Source organism: Ferruginibacter paludis, assembly GCF_030409685.1.
Lineage (GTDB): Bacteria > Bacteroidota > Bacteroidia > Chitinophagales > Chitinophagaceae > Ferruginibacter > Ferruginibacter paludis.
Map to the genome: position 1 here is coordinate 385,385 of NZ_JAUFQJ010000024.1, position 20,780 is coordinate 406,164.

The 20,780-nt window shown below is 43.8% G+C and carries 15 protein-coding genes; 9 read left to right on the forward strand and 6 right to left on the reverse strand.

Annotation, left to right across the window (positions count from 1 at the left end; translation table 11 throughout):
* Positions 1 to 76: 76 nt before the first annotated feature.
* Complete coding sequence (gene xylA / locus QWZ08_RS26090; protein WP_290340655.1) at positions 77 to 1,405, forward strand: xylose isomerase; 1,329 nt, start codon at positions 77 to 79, stop codon at positions 1,403 to 1,405.
* A gap of 222 nt (positions 1,406 to 1,627) precedes the next feature.
* Positions 1,628 to 2,674, forward strand: a complete 1,047-nt coding sequence (locus tag QWZ08_RS26095) for a glycoside hydrolase family 43 protein (RefSeq protein WP_290340656.1) — start codon at positions 1,628 to 1,630, stop codon at positions 2,672 to 2,674.
* 347 nt (positions 2,675 to 3,021) lie between these two features.
* Here QWZ08_RS26095 and pepE read toward each other — a convergent pair whose 3' ends face one another.
* Positions 3,022 to 3,744 (reverse strand): dipeptidase PepE, encoded by a 723-nt coding sequence (pepE, locus tag QWZ08_RS26100; RefSeq protein ID WP_290340657.1) that lies wholly within the window; start codon positions 3,742 to 3,744, stop codon positions 3,022 to 3,024.
* 132 nt (positions 3,745 to 3,876) lie between these two features.
* Between pepE and QWZ08_RS26105 the strand changes: the two genes are divergently transcribed.
* From QWZ08_RS26105 to QWZ08_RS26135, 7 genes are all read left to right on the forward strand, one after another.
* The gene (locus QWZ08_RS26105) at positions 3,877 to 4,974 is read left to right on the forward strand and encodes a transglutaminase domain-containing protein (RefSeq protein ID WP_290340658.1); all 1,098 of its coding nucleotides are present in this window, start codon (positions 3,877 to 3,879) and stop codon (positions 4,972 to 4,974) included.
* Positions 4,975 to 5,144: 170 nt separating this feature from the next.
* Entirely contained in the window at positions 5,145 to 5,789 is a 645-nt protein-coding gene (locus QWZ08_RS26110; RefSeq protein ID WP_290340659.1) for a 3-keto-disaccharide hydrolase, read from the forward strand.
* Between the two features lie 100 nt (positions 5,790 to 5,889).
* Entirely contained in the window at positions 5,890 to 6,477 is a 588-nt protein-coding gene (locus QWZ08_RS26115; RefSeq protein ID WP_290340660.1) for a Crp/Fnr family transcriptional regulator, read from the forward strand.
* 112 nt (positions 6,478 to 6,589) lie between these two features.
* Positions 6,590 to 7,306 (forward strand): pirin family protein, encoded by a 717-nt coding sequence (locus tag QWZ08_RS26120; protein WP_290340661.1) that lies wholly within the window; start codon positions 6,590 to 6,592, stop codon positions 7,304 to 7,306.
* Between the two features lie 113 nt (positions 7,307 to 7,419).
* Positions 7,420 to 7,764: a response regulator gene (locus tag QWZ08_RS26125; protein ID WP_290340663.1), complete on the forward strand. Its 345-nt coding sequence runs from the start codon at positions 7,420 to 7,422 to the stop codon at positions 7,762 to 7,764.
* A 211-nt stretch (positions 7,765 to 7,975) separates the two neighbouring features.
* The gene (locus tag QWZ08_RS26130) at positions 7,976 to 9,583 is read left to right on the forward strand and encodes a GMC family oxidoreductase (RefSeq protein WP_290340664.1); all 1,608 of its coding nucleotides are present in this window, start codon (positions 7,976 to 7,978) and stop codon (positions 9,581 to 9,583) included.
* Between the two features lie 234 nt (positions 9,584 to 9,817).
* Entirely contained in the window at positions 9,818 to 10,630 is an 813-nt protein-coding gene (locus QWZ08_RS26135) for a DUF695 domain-containing protein (protein ID WP_290340665.1), read from the forward strand.
* 64 nt (positions 10,631 to 10,694) lie between these two features.
* Here QWZ08_RS26135 and QWZ08_RS26140 read toward each other — a convergent pair whose 3' ends face one another.
* From QWZ08_RS26140 to QWZ08_RS26160, 5 genes are all read right to left on the reverse strand, one after another.
* Positions 10,695 to 13,241 carry a DUF5686 family protein gene (locus tag QWZ08_RS26140; RefSeq protein ID WP_290340667.1) on the reverse strand — a complete coding sequence of 849 codons (2,547 nt, stop codon included), beginning with the start codon at positions 13,239 to 13,241 and terminating at the stop codon, positions 10,695 to 10,697.
* Positions 13,242 to 13,585: 344 nt separating this feature from the next.
* Positions 13,586 to 14,335, reverse strand: a complete 750-nt coding sequence (locus tag QWZ08_RS26145; RefSeq protein WP_290340668.1) for an SDR family NAD(P)-dependent oxidoreductase — start codon at positions 14,333 to 14,335, stop codon at positions 13,586 to 13,588.
* 35 nt (positions 14,336 to 14,370) lie between these two features.
* Positions 14,371 to 15,777, reverse strand: coding sequence for an efflux transporter outer membrane subunit (locus QWZ08_RS26150; protein ID WP_290340669.1), 1,407 nt, complete (start codon positions 15,775 to 15,777; stop codon positions 14,371 to 14,373).
* 385 nt (positions 15,778 to 16,162) lie between these two features.
* Positions 16,163 to 19,333 carry an efflux RND transporter permease subunit gene (locus QWZ08_RS26155; protein ID WP_290340670.1) on the reverse strand — a complete coding sequence of 1,057 codons (3,171 nt, stop codon included), beginning with the start codon at positions 19,331 to 19,333 and terminating at the stop codon, positions 16,163 to 16,165.
* A gap of 169 nt (positions 19,334 to 19,502) precedes the next feature.
* The gene (locus tag QWZ08_RS26160; RefSeq protein WP_290340671.1) at positions 19,503 to 20,678 is read right to left on the reverse strand and encodes an efflux RND transporter periplasmic adaptor subunit; all 1,176 of its coding nucleotides are present in this window, start codon (positions 20,676 to 20,678) and stop codon (positions 19,503 to 19,505) included.
* Positions 20,679 to 20,780 lie beyond the last annotated feature (102 nt).

Below are 20,780 nucleotides of genomic sequence, written 5' to 3' on the forward strand. Positions count from 1 at the left end.
ATACAAAACAACAATCGAAAATACAATTTCTAAACTTCCTTAACCGCTGCGGCGTGTAAGGGCAAACTAAAAAAATATGTCAGTAGTAACAGGTAACAAAGAATTTTTTAAAGGCATCGGCCAGGTAAAATTTGAAGGTGTTGAAAGTGATAACCCTATGGCTTTTCGCTGGTACGATGAAAATAAAATCGTAGCCGGTAAACCCATGAAAGAATATTTACGTTTTGCCTGTGCATACTGGCATTCGTTTGTAGGCAACGGCGGCGATCCTTTTGGTGAACCAACTCATTTGCATCCCTGGAATGAAAAGGCGGATGCCGTGGAAAGAGCAAAAGACAAAGCGGATGCGGCTTTTGAATTCATTACCAAACTGGGTTTGCCTTACTACTGTTTTCATGATGTGGACGTGGTAGATTACACCAACGATGTAAATGAAAACGACCGCAGGCTGCAGGCCCTGACAGAATACCTGAAACAAAAACAGGCTGCCAGTGGCGTTAAATTATTATGGGGCACGGCCAATTTATTTTCTCATAAAAGATACATGAATGGTGCTTCCACCAATCCGGATTTTCATGCATTGGCACATGGCGGCGCACAGGTAAAAGCGGCACTGGATGCAACAATTGCCTTGGGTGGTGAAAACTATGTTTTCTGGGGTGGCCGTGAAGGTTACATGAGTCTGCTGAACACCAACATGAAAAGAGAGAAAGAACACATGGCCCGTTTTTTACACACGGCAAAAGATTATGCCCGTAAGAATGGTTTTAAAGGCACTTTCTTTATTGAACCAAAACCATGCGAACCAAGCAAGCACCAATACGATTACGACAGTGAAACCGTGATAGGCTTTTTACGCCAGTTTGATTTGCAGAATGATTTTAAATTGAACATTGAAGTAAACCATGCTACTCTTGCAGGACATACTTTTCAACACGAGTTACAAGTAGCAGCCGATACCGGCATGCTGGGCAGCATTGATGCCAACCGTGGAGATTACCAGAATGGATGGGATACTGACCAGTTCCCCAACAATGTAAATGAACTGGCAGAAGCCATGCTGGTGATTTTGGAAGCAGGTGGCTTTGGCGGTGGCGGCATCAACTTCGATGCGAAAATCCGCCGAAACTCAACCGACCCGGCTGATTTGTTCTATGCCCACATCGGTGGTATGGATACTTTCGCAAGGGCGCTGATCGTTGCGGATGCGGTATTAAACAAATCTGACTACAAAAAAATCAGGACCAACCGGTACGCCAGTTTTGATAGCGGCAAGGGCGCTGAATATGAAGCCGGAAAATTATCGCTGGAAGATTTAAGAACCTATGCTGCTGAAAATGGCGAACCAAAAACCACCAGCGGTCAGCAGGAATACCTGGAAAATATCATCAACCGGTACATTTAATACAAAGGTGGGTCACCCAAAAAGGATGGCTCACCTTGCTTTTTACGCTCACAGTCTCCAGGCGGATTATACCAGCAAGGGTGGCTCACCTGGAGACTTTTTTACACGTTGCAAATTAATCGTGGCACTCCGCAAAGGGTTCCTTTTCTGAAATATTTTTACACTCTACCAATTCACCGGGTGAGCTACCCTTTTTGGGTGACCCACCCTCAACCTGGTCATATGCTGCAGTTCAATTACCGCACAGTCTTTTTTACTGCCTTATTGCTGGCATCATTTTCCGGGAGCTCAGCGCAGCAAAAAAAACGCACGCCCATTTCCCAACCGCTCATTACCAGCATCTATACTGCCGATCCGGCGGCGCATGTGTTCAATAGCAAAATATACATTTACAATTCGCACGATATCGATGCAACCACTCCTGCAAACGGTGATCATTTTGTAATGAAGGATTTTCATGTGCTGTCGATGGACAGCATCGGCGGCAAGGTGGCGGACAATGGCGTGGCGCTGGATATTCAAGACATCCCCTGGGCGGGCAGGCAGTTATGGGCACCCGATGCGGCTTATAAAAACGGAACCTACTATTTGTATTTCCCTGTAAAAGACAAGCAGGATATTTTCAGGATCGGTGTAGCTACCGGCAAAAAACCAACCGGGCCTTTTAAAGCCGAGCCAGCGCCGATCGAAGGAAGTTACAGCACCGACCCCTGCATATTTAAAGACAAGGATGGCAGCTACTATTTATATTTCGGCGGCATCTGGGGCGGTCAGTTACATCGTTGGACCAACGGTGTGTACGATTCAACAACACCTCAACGCAAGCCGGATGAATTGGCGGTATTGCCAAAAGTGGCGAAGCTAAACGCTGACATGAAAAGCTTCGCAGCACCCGTAAAGGAAGTTGAACTTATCGATGAAAAGGGTAAGCCCTTTTACGAAGCCAGCAACGACAAACGTTTTTTTGAAGGCGCCTGGATGCACCTGTACAATGGCAAATACTATTTCAGTTATTCCACCGGCGACACCCATAATATTTGTTATGCCATAGGCGACAGCCCTTACGGTCCGTTTACTTACAAAGGCATTATTTTAAAGCCTGTGGAGGGCTGGACGAGTCACACCTCCATTGTACAAATAAAAGGCAAATGGTGGCTCTTTTACCATGATGCGCAGCTAAGCGGCAAAACACATTTGCGCAATGTAAAAGTAACCGAATTGAAATACCGGAAAGATGGCAGCATCATTCCGATTGATGCCTATAAATAATATTGGTCCGGGCTACAAACCAATGTGGATCATCGTTGCGTCGCCCTCTTGTACAATAACAACTTTTTTGAACGCCTTCAATTTGTTACGATTTTATCTGCGTAACAGTATCGTCAAGTCACCACCGTTGTATAAAATATTTTCACTGTGTTGATCAAGGTGGCAATCCTACAATAAAAACGAAAGGTCTTCGCCGGCAAATTTCCCTTTTTAATACCAGGGTGGGTCACCCCACAAGGGTGGCTCACCTTGGTATTTTTACACTCCGCTAATTTCCGGGGTGAGCCACCCTTCCTGGGGTGACCCACCCCGGAAATTTCGTTGTTTACTTTGTATGAGTCAACATACTACAATAAAAAAGAAAGGTCTTCACCCGGTACAATTTCCCGCTTACCCGCTTTGCCATTTTCATCCCAGTAAAACAACATTCCCGGTTGATTGCCGGAAAATTGCAGCTGGGCACCTTCCAGTCGTAAGTAAGTTCCTTCCGGCAAAGCGACGATGGGTAAGCCCGGATTCATCTGCATAAATTCTTCCAGCCGCTGGTCGCGGGTTTCGCCGTGATGGCCCGCTGGTTTAACGTTGGTATAATGTGGGTTGATTTGAAAAGGCAATAACCCCAATGCATTAAAACTTTTGGGCGCAATCACCGGCATATCATTCGTGGTACCGATACCCGGGCCCGTAATATTTGATCCGGCGCTCCAGCCGATATAAGGCGTGCCCTTGTTCACTTTGTCGCGGATAATATCCAGCAACTGGCAATCATAAATATCATGCAACAATTTAAAGGTATTGCCGCCGCCCACCATAATCACATCAGTATTTTCAATCGTCGCTTTCGCATTCTCCGGCTGAACGGCGATAATGGTATGCGGCAGGCTGCTCAAACCCGAACGAACCATTGCTGCGTAGGCTTCATAGTCTGCATCTACGGAAGCAAATGGAATAAAGGCGATGGTTAAGGCGCTGTCTCCCAAAAAGTTGTTGATGGGCGCCAGGGCTGTTTCCAGGTAACCCCCGTTACCCGCTCTTGAACTGCTGAATACCAGTAACCGGTTTGTATGCATTATGAAATTTAAAGTTGGCTGAACTTCAAAGATATTCTTTAAAGCCACATCTCCGCCAGCATTGCAATTGTTATTGCCTCGCATGCTGCATTTTGGCTTTTTGTTCTGCTGAATTTATAATAATTTTAATAGATGAAATTCCGCTTGCTCTCGTTGCTGATGATTGGTTGCATACTGGTTACAAAAGGCCAGCGGGGAAATTATTTTATTCCCGCGGCACAAACCTATTCTACCACATCCATTGCAAGTTACGTGCAGGATAATTTTACAGCAGACCGCGATAAACTGGAGGCTATTTATGGCTGGGTTACCGCCAACATCCGCTACGATAAAGACAGCATGTACAATATCAACTGGGGCGTGGATGAACATACAAAAGCAGCTTCTACCATCAGAAGAAGAAAAGGTGTTTGCGAAAATTTTGCCACCGTTTTTACAGACATTGTTTCCAAATGCGGTATCCCTGCTTTTACTATCACCGGTTATACCAATGTTTCGGGCAATATCAAAAGAAGCGGCCATAGCTGGAGCGCTGTTCAGCTCGATAAAGAATGGCTGCTATGCGACCCTACCTGGGATGCGGGTGCTGGTTATCACACCAATTGGCTTTTATTGTCCCCTGCACAATTCATCGAAACACACATGCCTTTCGACCCCCTCTGGCAATTGTTACCGCAACCTGTATCGCAGCAGGAGTTTAACAATGGCCGTTCGGGTGCTAAAAAAAATGCCCCTGCCTGGAACGTGGCTGACTCGGTAGATAGTTTTATGCAACTGGATAGCCTGCAGCAACTGGAAGCCACTTCCCGCCGGATAAAGCAGGCGGGTACCACCGACGAAATGACCCGGGTTTGGCGGAATTATGTGGACATGAAAATTGCGATTGTATATGGCGACCAGGATATGAATTATTACAACGGCGCAGTGGCCGATCTTAACAAAGCCACTTCCATATTTAACAATTTTGTTACTTACCGCAACAATCGTTTTATACCCGCAAGGCCGGATGTTGAAACTGCGGCCATGCTGAATCCCATCGATAAATTGCTGGCGGCTGCCCGCAACAAAATAAAACACATTGGTGAAACGGTAGAGAATGCACAGTACGATACCAGCAGCATCCAGGACCGGCTGAACCGCCTTGCTACAAGGGTTTCGGAGCAACAGGCTTTTTTAAAACAATATGTATCCAGCGAGCTTGCCAACAGGGAAAAGTTATTTTACAAGTAAGCAATTTCACATAACGAAACAACGGCAACAGAAGACACAAAGACTGGTTCAATATTATATTGATTCCTCTACTGCTTAAGCGACCGGTGTGGGAAACCCTTCAGATGAAACCCGGAAAAAACAAAGTAGATTCGTATCTGCAATTATTCTTTACCGATTAAATACATTTCATGAAAAAAGTCCTCCTGATTTTAGCAGTTTGTACCGCCTTGTTTTCTGTAACCGCGTTTATAGCAAAGCCTGCTGATGATGGCTGGGTCGCTTTGTTTGATGGCAAGACACTGACCAACTGGAAAGTGGGCGACCATGCAGCCACCTTTAGTGTGCAGGATGGAACCATTGCCGTTCACGGTGAAACCGCTCATCTGTTTTACGATGGCCCGGTACAGCAACACCAGTTTAAAAATTTTGAATTTAAGGCCGATGTGATGACCTTTCCCGGATCCAACTCCGGCATCTATTTTCACACAGGTTTTCAGCAGGGTGGCTGGCCTGCAAAAGGCTACGAAGTACAGGTTAACAATTCGCATACCGACTGGCGCAGAACAGGCAGCCTGTATGGCATACAGGATGTAAAAGAAGTGTATGTAAAAGACAATGTTTGGTACACAGAATACATTAAGGTGGTCGGTAAAAAAGTAACTATAAAAATCAATGACAAAACAGTAGTAGAATATACAGAACCCGAAAATTTGAAACGTGAAGGTGGCGATTCTTTACGCAGGATATCCAGCGGTACTTTTGCATTACAGGGCCACGATCCAAAGAGTGAAGTGCATTTTAAAAATATTATGGTAAAAGTTTTGCCAGAGTAGATTAATTTTTCAATTCCTTTTTAGTTTGCAAAGAGGCAAGCCCCGGTAACTGGCTTGCCTCTTTGCATTTATTCAAAACCTGAATGTTTACATTTGCTCCATGAGCGTTCAAAAATTAATTGACAGTCTACAAAAACACATTCACTTATCAACTCCGGAACAGGAAATGATCGCTGATTATTTAGTGTTTAAAATCATTAAAAAAAGACAATTTTTGTTGCACGAGGGCCAGGTAGCAAAAGAAGTTGCTTTTGTAATAAGCGGTTGCCTGCGCTCCTACTCCATCGATCCCAATGGCTTTGAACATATTTTACAATTTGCGCCGGAAGGCTGGTGGATTACCGACATGTACAGTTTCATTTCTGAACAGGAAGGCCACTTAAATATTGACGCTCTCATGGATACAGAAGTCTATTTATTAAGCCGAAAAAATCAACTCAGTTTATTTGATAAGATACCTGCACTGGAACGGTATTTCAGGATCGTTACTGAAAATTCTTTGGTAAGCAGCCGCCAAAGATTGGTGGACAGTCTGAGTTTAACTGCCAGCCAGCGCTACGGCAATTTCTGCAATACCTATCCCACGCTGATACACGATCTGCCGCAAAAATTAATCGCTTCCTACATCGGCGTTACGCCTGAATTTTTAAGCAAACTGCGCAATGAGCGTTCGAAAGCCAAATCTTAACCTACATTAAGCTCATTTCTTAACCTGCCTTATTGCAAATGGAGGCTCTTTGAGTGCATCTTTGCAGTATCAATTTTTAATCAAACTTTTTAAAAATATAAATACTACAATTATGGCAAACACAGTATTACATAAAGCCGATACCCGTGGTGATGCAAACCATGGCTGGCTGCACAGCAAACACACATTTAGTTTTGCAAACTATTACAACCCGGAAAGAATGCACTTTGGCGTGCTGCGGGTATTGAATGATGATACGGTTGCAGGCGGTAGAGGGTTCGGCACACACCCGCATGATAACATGGAAATCATCAGCATTCCGCTGGAAGGCGACCTGGAACATAAAGACAGCATGGGTAATGTAGCCGTTATAAAAAATGGCGAGATACAGGTGATGAGCGCCGGTACAGGCATACAGCACAGCGAATATAACAAGAGCACCAACAGCACGGTTAAGTTCCTGCAGATATGGGTGTTCCCGAACAAAAAAAATGTCACCCCGAGGTACGACCAGATTCCTTTAAACCTGGAAGACAGGAAAAATAAATTGCAGCAGATTTTATCGCCCAACCCTGATGATGCCGGTGTATGGATTCATCAGAATGCCTGGTTTCATTTAGCCAATTTTGATAAAGGCACAACTACGGAATACCAGTTTAAGGCAAAAGGAAATGGCTTGTATGTGTTTAATTTAAAAGGTGATTTAAAAGTAGACAATCAGTTATTAAACACCCGTGATGGTTTCGGTATCTGGGATACAGATAAAGTGCAGATTACTGCTGAAACAGATGCGGAATTTTTACTGATGGAAGTACCTATGACAATGTAATAGTGAATGGTCAGTGGTGAATCGTGAATGGGGAGCGCAGTCACGATGCGCTGTGCGATACTCACCACTGACAACTCACCATTCACCAACCCACTGACTAAAAAAAAAATACAATGAACAAAATACAAATATTGGTAATCGGCAGGGATGCAGACATTCTGCAAACCGTGGTCCGGTTGGTTAATAAAAATGAACAATGGAATGCTACCGGAACAAGTGAAGACGAGGCAGCCATCGAACTGTTTCACCGGCATCCATATGATTTAGTATTGCTTGGTGGCGGCGTTGAAAATGATAGCGAACTTAAATTGCGCAGGATCTTTACACTGCAAAATCCCAAGATAAAAATCATTCAACACTGGGGCGGTGGCAGTGGCTTGCTGGAAAATGAAATACGTTCTGCACTGGAAAATAATGAGGGCGGCAATTTCAATATTGTTGACAATCCATTTAACTGATTGTTGAATGCTTCTTTAACAAGACGCAGCGGAAAATGCTGCGCCTTTCTTTATTTACACCCCAGATAACAAGAGTACATCCTGCTCATACAATCTGATATGAAAGGCTAAAATTGTATGGTATTATTAAAAGCTCAATAATATTTGTACTTTACACGTGTTGCCTTTTCTCTCCGCAATTACTACCTGCGTATATTTTAAAATGAATGCCATGCTGTATGATTATATTATTATCGGTGCTGGAAGCGCAGGTTGTGTGCTGGCTAACCGGCTATCCGCCGACCCTGCCAATAAAGTATTGCTGGTAGAAGCCGGCGGTCCGGATAAAAAAATGGAGATTCATATTCCGGCAGGCTATATCAAATTACATCGAAGCAGCGCAGACTGGAATGGTTACTGGACCGAACCGCAGGAGCACGTGTTAAACCGGAAAATTTATTTACCAAGAGGTAAGGTATTGGGCGGTTGCAGCTCTACCAATGCCATGGCCTATGTAAGAGGTAACAAAGCAGATTACCATGATTGGGCTGCGTTTGGTAACAACGGCTGGAGTTATGATGATGTGCTACCTTATTTTAAAAAATCAGAAAATAACGAAGACCTGTTGAACGATTACCACGGTCAACAGGGTGAGCTGACCACCGGCTTTGCCAAACGTTTTAAAACTCCTTTTGCCAGCGCTTTTATAAAAGCCTCTATTCAGTGTGGCTTTGCAGAAAACAATGATTACAACGGTGCGCAAATGGAAGGCGTTGGTCCATTTCAATTTAATATTAAAGATGGCAAAAGGCAAAGCGCAGCAGTAGCCTTTTTAAAGCCTGCCATGAACAGAAAAAACCTGGCTGTCTTAACCAATGCGCACATCAAAAAAATTATTCTGCAACAGGACAAAGCGGTTGGCGTAGAACTAATGACGGGCAACAACGCCACACAGGAAATCATGGCCGGTAAAGAGATTATTTTATCTGCAGGTTCCTTCGCCTCACCACAGTTATTAATGCTTTCGGGCATTGGCGATAAAGATGAATTAAAGGCATTGGGTATTGACTGCTTGCATCAACTACCCGGTGTAGGGAAAAATTTACAGGATCATCTTTTTTATCCTGTCAGTACGTTGGCTAAGCAACAGCTTGGTCAAAACCATCACCTGCAGCCATTGCATCAACTAAAGGACTTGCTGCAATACCTCGCTTTTAAAAAAGGCCCGTTAACCATTGGCCCATTGGAAGCGGTAGCTTTTGGCAGTACAACCCAAAGCCCCGGCCGCGTAGATTACCAGTTACATTTTGCTTCTTTCCAGGTGGGCAATCAATACGACGTAGATTTTTATGATGCAAAAACATTTCCCGCGGATCGGGATGGCTATAGTATTTTACCCACCTTACTACGGCCTGCAAGCCGTGGCCATGTCAGCTTGCGCAGCAACAATCCATTCGACTTCCCGATTATACAACCCAATTTTTTAAGTGCAGAAGCAGATAAAAAATTGCTGATAGCCGCCGGTAAAAAAGCCATCGAAATAATGGCTGCTGCTGCATTTGATATCTACCGAAAAGAACTGCTTTACCCGCCGGATTGCAGCAGCGATGAAGCCATTTTACTGCACATACAAAAAAGTGTAGAGACTGTTTATCACCCCGTTGGAACCTGTAAAATGGGCTATGATGAAATGGCTGTGGTAGATAACAAACTGAGGGTTCATAACATCGGAAACCTGCGGGTGGTGGATGCCTCGGTGATGCCTACCATTGTATCCGGCAACACCAATGCCCCGGTGTATATGATTGCTGAAAAAGCAGCTGACATGATACTGCAATAATATTCCAGTTGCATTATATTACTTCAAACACTCCTCTATGCAATAAATAAAAGCTGATGGGCGGAACTTTGGTTACCAAACAAAACAAAATCAGTTAACATCCCTTCAAAAGAAAATACTTCATTCAAATAAATTGCCCTCGTATTAAGTTTGTAGATAACTACTGTTTATGTGACTGAGACAGATAATACAAAATGAAATTTTCCGTTATTCTATTTCATCCGGAATCCAACTATGGTAAAACGATACGTTATTCTATCGCTATTTGTAACGCTGGCACTAAATGCATTTTCACAGGACGACGTGTGGAATGTTTACATGGCGGCTTATGAAAAAGGCCCGGGATCAACATTGGTCAATATGACATTGAAAGATGCCGCTCCCATGCTGCGGTTACCCTACCTTCTTACAACGGGAGTAAGATTAAAAAATTGCAGTAAAGAAGGGCTGCCGGTAAAGGAAGAATTCAACACGCTCTACCAGATTTCTGATTCGGTAAAAGCAGCACTCAATACAAGGTTAAGGCCGGTAGCAGCCGGTACATTTTCTTACCAATGTGAGCGGATTGATTACTATTATTTACCTGATACCACTGGCATACGCAAATTGCTGGAAATTGCCTACAAAAAATATTTCCCTGCCTACCAGTACAGCATCAACATACAAAACGATGCTGAATGGAAAGGGTATCTTGGTTTTTTATTTCCCAATGAAGACATTCTTGATCAGCTTACCAATGAAAAAGTAATTCTTGATTTAACCGATGCCGGTGATGATTTAAGCAAACCACGAATGGTAGATCACTGGTTGTATTTTAAAACCGATGCAGAAAGAAATAGTTTTATTCCGTACGCTGTAAAAGAAAAATTTAAGGTTACTAAAAGCTTCTCACCCAATACAAGACTCACGTACCAACTGCAGCTGTCCCGTACAGACAAGGTTGACCTTGCATCTATTTCAATCATCACATCGGCACTCAGAAAAAAAGCCACCGAACTGCATGGTCAGTACGATGGCTGGGAAACGGTAGTTATCAAAAAGAAATAATTTTTTTTTCATACCCCCGAAATAGTATTTATCGCAGCAAATTTTCTTAGCTGCAGACGTTAAACTAAAAATCAAATTTCACCCTGCTTCTGATGCCCCACTGCGAAACGCCGGGGTTATCCAGGTAGGTTAGCCGCTTTACCAAATCAACCCTGAACAATTTGAAAATATTGGCAAGGCCAACACTTACTTCCACGTAGGGCTTGCTGTTTAAAGCGTAGGTGGTGGCTGTGCCGGTGGTATTGTTTTTGGGGAAATCGAGGTAAGATTGCATGGTTAACGGATTGTTTTCATCCCTTACACCGCCATATAAAATTTTGGCACTCGCCACTTCCCGCAGCTTTAATTTTTTAACCAGCGGAATTTTATTCAGGATAAAACCATTGAAATAATAATCCATGTTGGCCGAAGCATAATGGTCGCTGATAAACTCCAGCGCATTCATCAGGTTAAACGAATTAAGCTGGTAGGCGTAGGTTTGGTTGGCCCTGTGAATGGTTAACAAAGGGTAAGGCAGTTTGCCAAAAATATACCCACCCTCGGCAGAAAAATCAGCATAACCTAATTGTGAAAAATACACCCGTTTAAAAATATTCAGGTTCAGGTTATGATAGTTGTATTCGCTGTTGAACAAGCCTTTTACACCGGCAATATAACGCAGTTTAAAAATGGGGTACTTATTAAAAATCGGGATGCGGTATACCTTGCCCTGGTAAAATTGTTCATGCGGCGCCCAGCGTAACTCAGCAGATAATTCAGTAGTGGTGATGTCTTTTACAGTCACCAATTCATTGTTCACTGTCTTATCAAAAGTAATGGCGCCGGCAGGTGATTGTCTCCAGTTTTTAAATCCAAACGTGTAGGAAATATTTTTACCAAACTCCCGTACATACTCCGCTTTAAAAATATTATTGTATAAAAATTTATCGTTGTCGCCTCTTTTAAAAGAGAGCAAAAAATTATCTTCCTGCACAAACTGTAATTCCTGTCCCGGTATTTTTGTATCATACTGGTAACTCAGTTTTACATAGTTCATCGGGAAAGTATAGATCGATTTTTTATTCAGGGAGTAAGCGGTTGACAGAAAATATTTTGTCTTCTGATCTTTAAATCCGTAAGCCAAATAATTTTCCAGGTAGATGCGGTTGCTAAACTTCGGCGTAGTTCTGCCACCTGCCCTTATGCGAAAACCTTCCACGGGATTGAAACTATAAAACGCATTTACCGGACCTACTTCATAGCCCCCAAAATTTTTGTAGCCGGCAAGTACCAGCGTTGCGATGTCCATAAAGCGCCGGTACGATTTCATGTTCTGCAGGCTGTCAATATTATGATATACTTTTGCTTCAATAGCGGTTAATGGTTGATGACGGTTGGTTGTCCAGAAACTATCAGTTCCTGCAGGTCGTTCATCACCTGGATCCAATTCCCTTCTCTTATAAATACTATCCGCAGCAGGTTGATTCACAACAAAGTTTTTAAAAGAAACAGTACGTTCGCCCATAATACCACCATCTGAATTTTTACTAAAAGCAAATTCAGCCAGCATATTGCTCATGGCAAGATGGTATCTGCCATCAACACCTCTTTCAAAATCCTGTTTAATGCGCAGACCTCTTGTCCAGTTAAGGTTGGCGTTTTTACTTATGCTCATGTTGAGCTTTTGCACGGCATAATTTCCATCCAGCGTAACGTACAAAGTACCCTTAAATAAAAGGTCGCTGGTGTTGCGGGGCATAAAGTTTAAACGCACCAGTTGAACGCCGTCTTCCTGCACCGTATCACGGATATAAAACCTATAAAAAGTCGGAGCCGACCCGGCCACAGGGCTCAAAAACTGGTTGGTTAAAATGGTAATATTATTTTCATACACATCAATATCTGCATACAGCCTGTTTATATAACTGCTGATGCCGTTGTTATCTACAAACTCTCCAAAATTTACTTTTTTCTGACCGGTGATAAAAGTCTTTTGCTTATCAGGATTTTTACGGAAATATTTATCCGATAAAGTTTCTTCCAGGTAAACCGGTACCAATGCTTTGCCCGCAACCTTATCTGTATCCTGGTTATCCAAAATAAAAACATAGTTTTTCAGCAGCTTATTTTTCATCAGCTTCTCCGGCTTGTTGGTGAGCGACAGTTCCATTTTTTCATACTGCTGGTACTGCACAAAATCGTAAGCGCTGATCCTGTTCTTGTCTTTATTGTCAATCACTTTACGGATCAGTTCCACAGCCGGATTATCCTTGTTAGTGTACTTCCCTCTTTTTGTTTTTATCACCACGGCGTTCATCACCGGTTGTTCCATTTCAATATCCAGCACTGTTTCTTTGCCGGCTTCTACCTGCTTTACTATTTTTTTATAGCCGCCATAAGAAAATTCCACCTGTGTTAATTTACTGTTGATGGTGCTCAATTTGTAACTGCCATCTTCTGCGCTGGAGATGCCTTTGCCGCCTTTAAAATACACGCTCACAAATGGCATCGGCTGATGCGTGGCGCTGTTAATGATGGTACCTTTTATAACAGTTTGCGCCCTTGCTATATTTGTTACTGACGCCAGTATTACAAGCACCAGTAAAAAAATAATTTTTGTAAAATTTTTCATTGCTAATTTATTTGTTGTTTGAAGCCCTTTTAAAAACCTGCAGTACAGCTTACATTGAAGCATTGCACTACTGTATTATTTTTCAAATGGCTTCCACTAAATCCTTCCTCACTTTTCGATTGTAACCGATCTGCCGGTTCACTTTTCTAACTCTTCTCTTCTCTCTATTTCAAAATCAAATTTGTACCATTTATTTGTCCTTAAAAATGGTCTTATGCCTGAGCCGTACAATTAGTTGCCTGAAGCGTTTGGTAAGCGGAATGAGTTGTCTGCTCATTTTTCTTTTTATTCTAAAAAAGTAAGTAAAGCACCCCTTAAAACGAGATGCTTTACTTTACACCTCACTATCTCATTCCTCCAGAAACATGTATCTTTTCTCCGTTCACCCAACCAGCATCGTCTGATGCAAGGAACACGGCTACTTTTGCAATATCATCAGGCTGACCTATTCTGCCGAGTGGCGTTCCTGCTACTATCTGTGTTTCAAAATCGCTGCCGATGATGCCTGCTGTATGCGTGCCTTCTGTTTCTACGCCGCCCGGTGCGATGGTGTTGAAACGGATTTTTTTACTGCCCAGTTCTTTTGACAAAGCCACTGCAATGGTATCCACGGCGCCCTTGGTTGCGGAGTACACAACAGAGTATGCCGGAGGATTGCTGCTCACCACCGAACTGATGTTGATGATGCTGCCGCCATTATCACCAAAGTCTTCCACGGCCTGCTGTGTAGCCAGGATGGTACCTAATACATTCGTATTAAACTGGCGGTGAAATTCTTCTTCCGTAACTGTTTCCAGTCCGCCGAATTGGAACACACCTGCATTGTTTACCAGGATATCAATTTGGCCGTACGCTTCCTTTGTTGCTTTAAATAATTGTTTTACGTCTGCTGCAATGGCAACACTTCCCTGCACCGCCAAAGCCCTTCCGCCGTTGGCGACGATTTCATTTACTACCCGCTCTGCTCCTGCTTTATCAGATGAATAATTTACTATTACGGATGCGCCTTCGCTGCCATAAGCTTTTGCAATACCGGCCCCAATTCCTTTTGAAGCGCCTGTTACGATGGCTACTTTGTTTCTTAATTTTGACATGTTCTTGATTTTATTTTTTAATTAAATGTTGATTGTTAATTCCAGCCGCCGCCCAGTGCCCGGTACAGTTCTACTACTGCGCTCAGCTGCTCTTTTTTAAGTGCTGCCAATTCCAGTTCGCCCTGCAATGTGTTGCTTTGTGCGGTGATTACTTCGAGGTAAGTTGCCATACCATTTTTAAATAAAAGATCTGCATTCGATATGGCTTGCTGCAGGGTGTTGACTCTTGTAGTGGCAACGGCTTCCTGCTCTTTTAGTTTGGTTGTTTTTACCAGCGCATCCGATACTTCGCCTACGGCGTTTAGTACCGATTGCCTGAACTGTATCACTGTTTTTTCTCTTTCCACTTTCGCCAGTTCGTACTGCGTTTTTAATTGCTTGCGTTGAAACAAAGGCTGGGTGATACCGCCCAATGCAGTTCCAAATAAAGACGCAGGAATATTGAACCAGTTGCTGGCTTTGAAAGAATTTACACCACCCGCTGCAGTTATAGTGAGCGATGGATACAGGTTAGCTTTTGCAATACCGGTGTTGGCATTGGCAATAGTCAATGCCAGTTCATAAATTTTTACATCCGGCCGGTTGCTTACTAACTGAGACGGAACACCCGATGAAATATTTTGAGCAGCGACAATATTTTTTAATTCGCTGCTGCGTTCGATGGCTGCCGGCACCACACCGGTTAAAATACTCAATGCATTTTCCTGGATGATGATGGTTTGCTGCAACAACGGAATCAATTGTACTGCCACCAGGCGCTGTGCTTCGGCCTGTTGTACGCCCAAAGCCGTTACCTGGCCTGCATTATATTGCAATTGGATGATCCGTAAAGTGCTGTCATTGAGCAATACATTTTTATGTGCAATGGCCAGTTGTGCATCCAGCATCAATAGGTTGTAATACCCTTTTGCTACGTCTGCCACCAGGTTTGTCTGGATGGCTTTTTTGGCTTCCCCGGTTTGCAGGTAGGCCGCCAGGGCTTTGGCTTTCTGATTTTTTATTTTGCCCCAGATATCAGCTTCCCAGGACAGCGCCAGGCTGGCACTGTAATCTTCCACATACGACTTGCCAAGAAACTGGCTCAGGCTCAACCCATTTAAACTATTGTCTGATGGCCGGTTGATACTGGCACCAATTTGCAAATTGGCAGCTGGCAGGTTGCCTAGTTTTGTTTGCTTTACAATCAACTGCGCTGCTTCGATATTTTTTACTGCTGCCTGCATATCGTAGTTGTTGCTGATGGCACTGTCAACCAGTTTTTGCAAAGCTGCATCGGTAAAAAATGTTTTCCACTGAATGGTGGCGATGTTTGCGGTATCCTCTGTTCCATTTCTGAATACCGCTGGTGTTGTGTTGGTTGGAGCAGGGATATCTTTTGATACCTTACATCCGCTTAATAGCAGCAGGAATGCTGCGGCGTATGTGATGATTCTTGTTGTCATTTTTTATTTTTTATTTTTTAGACTGACTGTTGTGCTTGCATCAACATCGTTGTGTCACTCACTTTTACTTTTATAGCTTTATTGAACTCTCTTTCGCTTCATTGACGCTTTTTTAAAATTGTTACAGTCGCCTCTGCCGCCGGCGGGGCTGCGTAACTGCAACGCCGCTACTTTTGCTTCTTTCGAAAAATATGCTGCGCATTTTTCGAATCCCGCCTTCGGCGTGACCGAACCAAAAAAGGCGGCTTATGCAGTTACTGTTTTCAACCCGAGGGATGGCTTGAAGCGCTTCTATTTATTCAAATGATTTTCTTTTCATTTCTTTCTGCCTTTTGTCCGGTATACGCTGCATTTCAATTTTTAATTTTTAATTCTTAATTTTTAATTAAGCACCAGGATACGTCTCCAATTTACCCGGCACCCAATCATCCTGTACAACCATCTTCTTACTCACCACCCTTTCCTGCAGCGATTGAAATACCACGAACAAAACCGGGATGATGAAGATGCCCAGCAACACGCCTGTAAGCATGCCACCGACTGCACCCGTACCGATGGAACGGTTGCCCATGGCTGATGCGCCGGTGGCTCTTACGAGTGGTATTAAGCCTGCAATAAATGCGAAGGATGTCATCAGGATGGGCCTTAACCGCAACCTGGCTGCTTCAATGGCGGAAGCTGCAATGGTGAGCCCTGCCTTTCTTCTTTGCACCGCATATTCTACAATCAGGATGGCATTTTTTGCGAGCAAACCTATCAGCATGATGAGGCCGACTTGTACATAAATATTATTTTCTATGCCTGCCATATTGATGAAAGCAAACGTGCCCAGCAAGCCGGTTGGCACGGATAAAATAACGGCCAGCGGAAGAATATAACTTTCGTATTGCGCTGCCAGCAGGAAGTAAACAAACACGAGCGACATGATAAATATCCAGGTGGTTTGTGAACCTGACTGCTGCTCTTCTCTTGTCAAGCCGCTCCATTCGTAGGCATAGCCACGGGGTAAATAATTAGCAGCCACTTCTTCTACTGCTTTCAAGGCTTCGCCGGAACTGTAACCCGGTTTGGGTATACCATTGATGGTAACTGCATTGAACAGGTTGTTCCTCGTTACTGTTTCCGGACCGTATACTTTTTCTAAATTGATCAAGGTTTTTACCGGGATCATCTGCCCTGCGTTGTTCTTTACATTGACTTGATTCAGCGTGGAGGGATCAACACGATAGGCAATGTCACTCTGCATGATGACTTTATATTGTTTACCAAAGCGGTTGAAATCAGATGCCTGGTAACTGCCATAATACACTTGCAATGTCTGCAGCAATTCGCTGATGGAAACGCCCAGTTGTTTGGCTTTGGAATCGTCGATGTTTACCTTGTATTGCGGGTTGCCCGTGTTGAAAGTGGTAAAGGCATACATGATTTCCTTTCGCTTCATCAGTTCGCCGATAAAACCGTAAGCCGTGCTGCTCAGGTCTTCCAGCTTGCCGCTGTGCCTGTCCTGCAGCAATACCTCAAAACCGTTGGTATTACCAAAGCCCTGTACTGTTGGTAAAGTGAACGTGAATAAATCCGCTGCGGAGATGATGGATAATTTTTGATTGACTTCCGCCAGAATTTTATTGATGTCTTCTGTTTTGCCCCTGGTGCCCGGCTTTTTTAATTTTACAAATGCCAGTGCGCTGATGGGGCTGGTGGCGTTGGTGATGATGTTCATACCGGCTACGCTGTAAGATTTTTCTACTGCTTCCACTGTCGCGATGATGCTGTCTACTCTTTCAACGACTTTCTTTGTTCTTTCCAGAGACGCACCGGCAGGCATGTTCAGCGAATACAAAAAGATACTCTGGTCTTCTGTTGGGATAAATCCTGTTGGTGTTTGTTTCACCAGGAACACCGTGCTGATGGTAATGATTACCAAACCTGCCAAGGCGATCCATTTTGTTTTTATTAAAAACTGCAGGCTGTTGCTATAGCGGTTGGTGAGGTTGCTAAAGCCGGCATTAAAGGCGCCGTAAAATCTTTCCTTGAATCCTTTTTTTGCTTCTCCCGGCTGGTGGTTGTTCTTTAAAAACAAAGCTGCCAGGGCCGGACTTAATGTGAGCGCATTCAACGCAGAAATTAAAATGGCGATACCCAGTGTAAAACCAAACTGTTTATAGAAGATACCGGCAGGGCCCTTCATAAAACCAACCGGTACAAATACGGCCGCCATTACCAGTGTGATGGAGATGATAGCGCCGGATATTTCCCCCATGCTTTTGATGGTGGCTTCCCGGGCTGGTAAGTGTTCATGCTCCATTTTTGTATGTACCGCTTCCACCACTACGATGGCATCATCCACCACGATACCGATGGCCAGTATCAGGGCAAATAACGTAAGCAGGTTGATGGTAAAACCAAACAACTGCATAAAAAAGAAAGTGCCTAAAATAGCGACTGGTACTGCAATAGCGGGGATGAGTGTTGAACGGAAATCCTGTAAGAAAAGGAATACTACGATGAACACAAGGATGAATGCTTCTATCAGCGTGTGCTTCACTTTTTCAATAGAGGCATCTAAAAATTCTTTGGAAGAATAAGGCACAAAGGTGTTGATGCCACGGGGTAAATTTTTATTTACACCGTCCATTATTTTATTTACTTCTGTAAGAATATCGTTGGCATTGGAGCCTGCAGTCTGATAAATTAAAATACCTGTTGAAGGGCCTTTATCTACTTTAGCATCGGCGGTATAACTGAAGGATCCAAACTCTACCCGGGCAATATCTTTCAGTTTGATTGCCGCACCATCATTGTTACTTTTCAGAATGATGTTTTCGTAATCTTCATTGCGGTTAAGCTTGCCTTTGTATTTGATCACGTATTCAAAAGATTCCTTGCTCCCTTCACCAAATTTGCCGGGCGCTGCTTCCAGGTTTTGTTCTTTGATGGCCGCCAGCACTTCCTGTGCAGATAAATTATAGGCTGCCAGCCGGTCTGGTTTTAGCCAGATACGCATGGCATAATCTTTTGAACCAAAGATGGTGGCTTGTCCTACTCCATGTACTCTTTGTATTTCGGGTACGATATTAATCCGGGCATAGTTTTGTAAAAAGGCTTCATCATAAGCGCTGTCTTTGCTATATAAAGCAATGGCCATGATGATGCTGTTTTGCTGCTTTTGTGTGCTCAGCCCGGCCTGCAACACTTCTGCAGGAATCAGGCTGGTGGCCTTTGCCACGCGGTTCTGCACGTTTACCGAAGCGATGTCCGGGTCAGTGCCCGACTTAAAGAAAACACTCAACGTCATGGTGCCATCGTTGTTGCTGTTGGAAGTCATATAGGTCATGTTCTCCACACCGTTGATGGCTTCTTCCAGCGGCGTTGCTACCGAACGGGCCACAACTTCCGCACTGGCGCCGGGGTATGCTGCAGTTACCTGCACGGCCGGTGGCGCAATATCCGGGAACTGTGTAATGGGCAATGATAACAGTGAAACGAGGCCGAGCAATACCAGCAGTATGGATATAACCGTGGACAGTACCGGACGTTCTATAAATTTTTGAAACATAAATAAAATTTGAAAAAAGGGCTCCCTCACCGCTTAAAATGGAGCGGTTTAAAGAGTACTGTTTGGATGATGTTTTTTAAATTGTTCGTGTTGGTGTTTACAGGATATGCACAATAACAGTGGCCGTTGTTTCATTACCATGAATCACACCAATGCGGCTTTGAAATGGTTAGTTTTTAGTTTGCTCTATATTATTTTTTGGAAGTACGGCTGCCTGCAACACACTGTCTGCCGAAATATTTTGTGGTGTAATTACTGCGCCGTCTTTCAGGCGTTGAATACCACTGAATACTATCTTTTCGCCGTTTGCGAGGCCCTTGCTTACCAGGTAATTGTTACCGCTTTTGCCACTAACATTGATTTGTTTGCTGGTTACTTTATTGCTGTCACCCAGGGCGAAAACAAATACCTTATCCTGCATTTCAAAAGTAGATTCCTGCGGTACCAGTAACTGGCCATCGTGTTGTGATGGAATGCGTATTTTGCCGGTGATACCGGAACGCAGCAACTTATCATTGTTGGCAAATACTGCCCTGAAACTGATGGTGCCGGAGCTGCGGTCAAACTGGCCCTGTACCAGCTCAATTTTCCCTTTGCTGTTGTAGATGGAATTGTCGGGTAATTGCAGGTCAACAGCCGGGATGTGTTGTATTTTTTCTTCTGTTGATTTGCCTTCGTAACCGGCGATGAATTGCAGAAAGTCCGCTTCGCTCATAGAGAAATAAGCATGTACAGTGTTGACTGCAGACACAACCGTAAGTGGCAATGTTTCACCCTTACCGATAAGACTTCCCTGTTTAAAAGGAATATGACCAACATAGCCGCTAACCGGTGCTTTGATTAATGTGTAGCCTACGGAGATGTCGGCACTTCCCTTGCCAGACATGGCTTGCGCATGTTCTGCTTTGGCGGCATCCAGGTTGGCTTTGGCGGTTTTCAACTGTGTTTCTGCAATTACTTTATTTTCTACCAATGGCTTCAGGCGATCGTATTCTACCTGCGCTTTTTCTATAGAAGCATTGGCTGATTGTACCGTTGCAGCAGCGTTCCTGCTCAGCTCGCTGTATTCCCTGCTGTTGATTTTAAACAGTGGCTGGCCCTGGTTTACATAAGTGCCTTCTTCCACATAAATCTTTTCCAGGTAGCCCCTTACCTGCGGGCGTATTTCTACATTGGTACTGCCTTCGATGGTGGCAGGATATTCCAGCCAGGTCGTGGCCGCACCGGCATTAATTTTTATAACGGGTAATGATGGGGGCGCCGGCGTGGGGTTCATTGCCTGGCCCGCACAGGCGGCCAAAAATAAAACGCCTGCGTATAAAATGTAGGTGATTAGCTTGCTCATAACGTGTGTAAATTGTTTAACAGTGTTAAGTAATGAATTTAAAAAAAACAGTTTTTTACGACTGTCCAAATGCGTTCAGCAAGGCGGAAATTTCCGGATCAT

Excerpts from the sequence above, each read along its gene's own strand:
- xylA (WP_290340655.1), top strand. The coding sequence starts at position 77 with ATGTCAGTAGTAACAGGTAACAAAGAATTTTTTAAAGGCATCGGCCAG.
- QWZ08_RS26095 (WP_290340656.1), top strand. The coding sequence starts at position 1,628 with ATGCTGCAGTTCAATTACCGCACAGTCTTTTTTACTGCCTTATTGCTG.
- pepE (WP_290340657.1), bottom strand. The coding sequence starts at position 3,744 with ATGCATACAAACCGGTTACTGGTATTCAGCAGTTCAAGAGCGGGTAAC.
- QWZ08_RS26105 (WP_290340658.1), top strand. The coding sequence starts at position 3,877 with ATGAAATTCCGCTTGCTCTCGTTGCTGATGATTGGTTGCATACTGGTT.
- QWZ08_RS26110 (WP_290340659.1), top strand. The coding sequence starts at position 5,145 with ATGAAAAAAGTCCTCCTGATTTTAGCAGTTTGTACCGCCTTGTTTTCT.
- QWZ08_RS26115 (WP_290340660.1), top strand. The coding sequence starts at position 5,890 with ATGAGCGTTCAAAAATTAATTGACAGTCTACAAAAACACATTCACTTA.
- QWZ08_RS26120 (WP_290340661.1), top strand. The coding sequence starts at position 6,590 with ATGGCAAACACAGTATTACATAAAGCCGATACCCGTGGTGATGCAAAC.
- QWZ08_RS26125 (WP_290340663.1), top strand. The coding sequence starts at position 7,420 with ATGAACAAAATACAAATATTGGTAATCGGCAGGGATGCAGACATTCTG.
- QWZ08_RS26130 (WP_290340664.1), top strand. The coding sequence starts at position 7,976 with ATGCTGTATGATTATATTATTATCGGTGCTGGAAGCGCAGGTTGTGTG.
- QWZ08_RS26135 (WP_290340665.1), top strand. The coding sequence starts at position 9,818 with ATGGTAAAACGATACGTTATTCTATCGCTATTTGTAACGCTGGCACTA.
- QWZ08_RS26140 (WP_290340667.1), bottom strand. The coding sequence starts at position 13,241 with ATGAAAAATTTTACAAAAATTATTTTTTTACTGGTGCTTGTAATACTG.
- QWZ08_RS26145 (WP_290340668.1), bottom strand. The coding sequence starts at position 14,335 with ATGTCAAAATTAAGAAACAAAGTAGCCATCGTAACAGGCGCTTCAAAA.
- QWZ08_RS26150 (WP_290340669.1), bottom strand. The coding sequence starts at position 15,777 with ATGACAACAAGAATCATCACATACGCCGCAGCATTCCTGCTGCTATTA.
- QWZ08_RS26155 (WP_290340670.1), bottom strand. The coding sequence starts at position 19,333 with ATGTTTCAAAAATTTATAGAACGTCCGGTACTGTCCACGGTTATATCC.
- QWZ08_RS26160 (WP_290340671.1), bottom strand. The coding sequence starts at position 20,678 with ATGAGCAAGCTAATCACCTACATTTTATACGCAGGCGTTTTATTTTTG.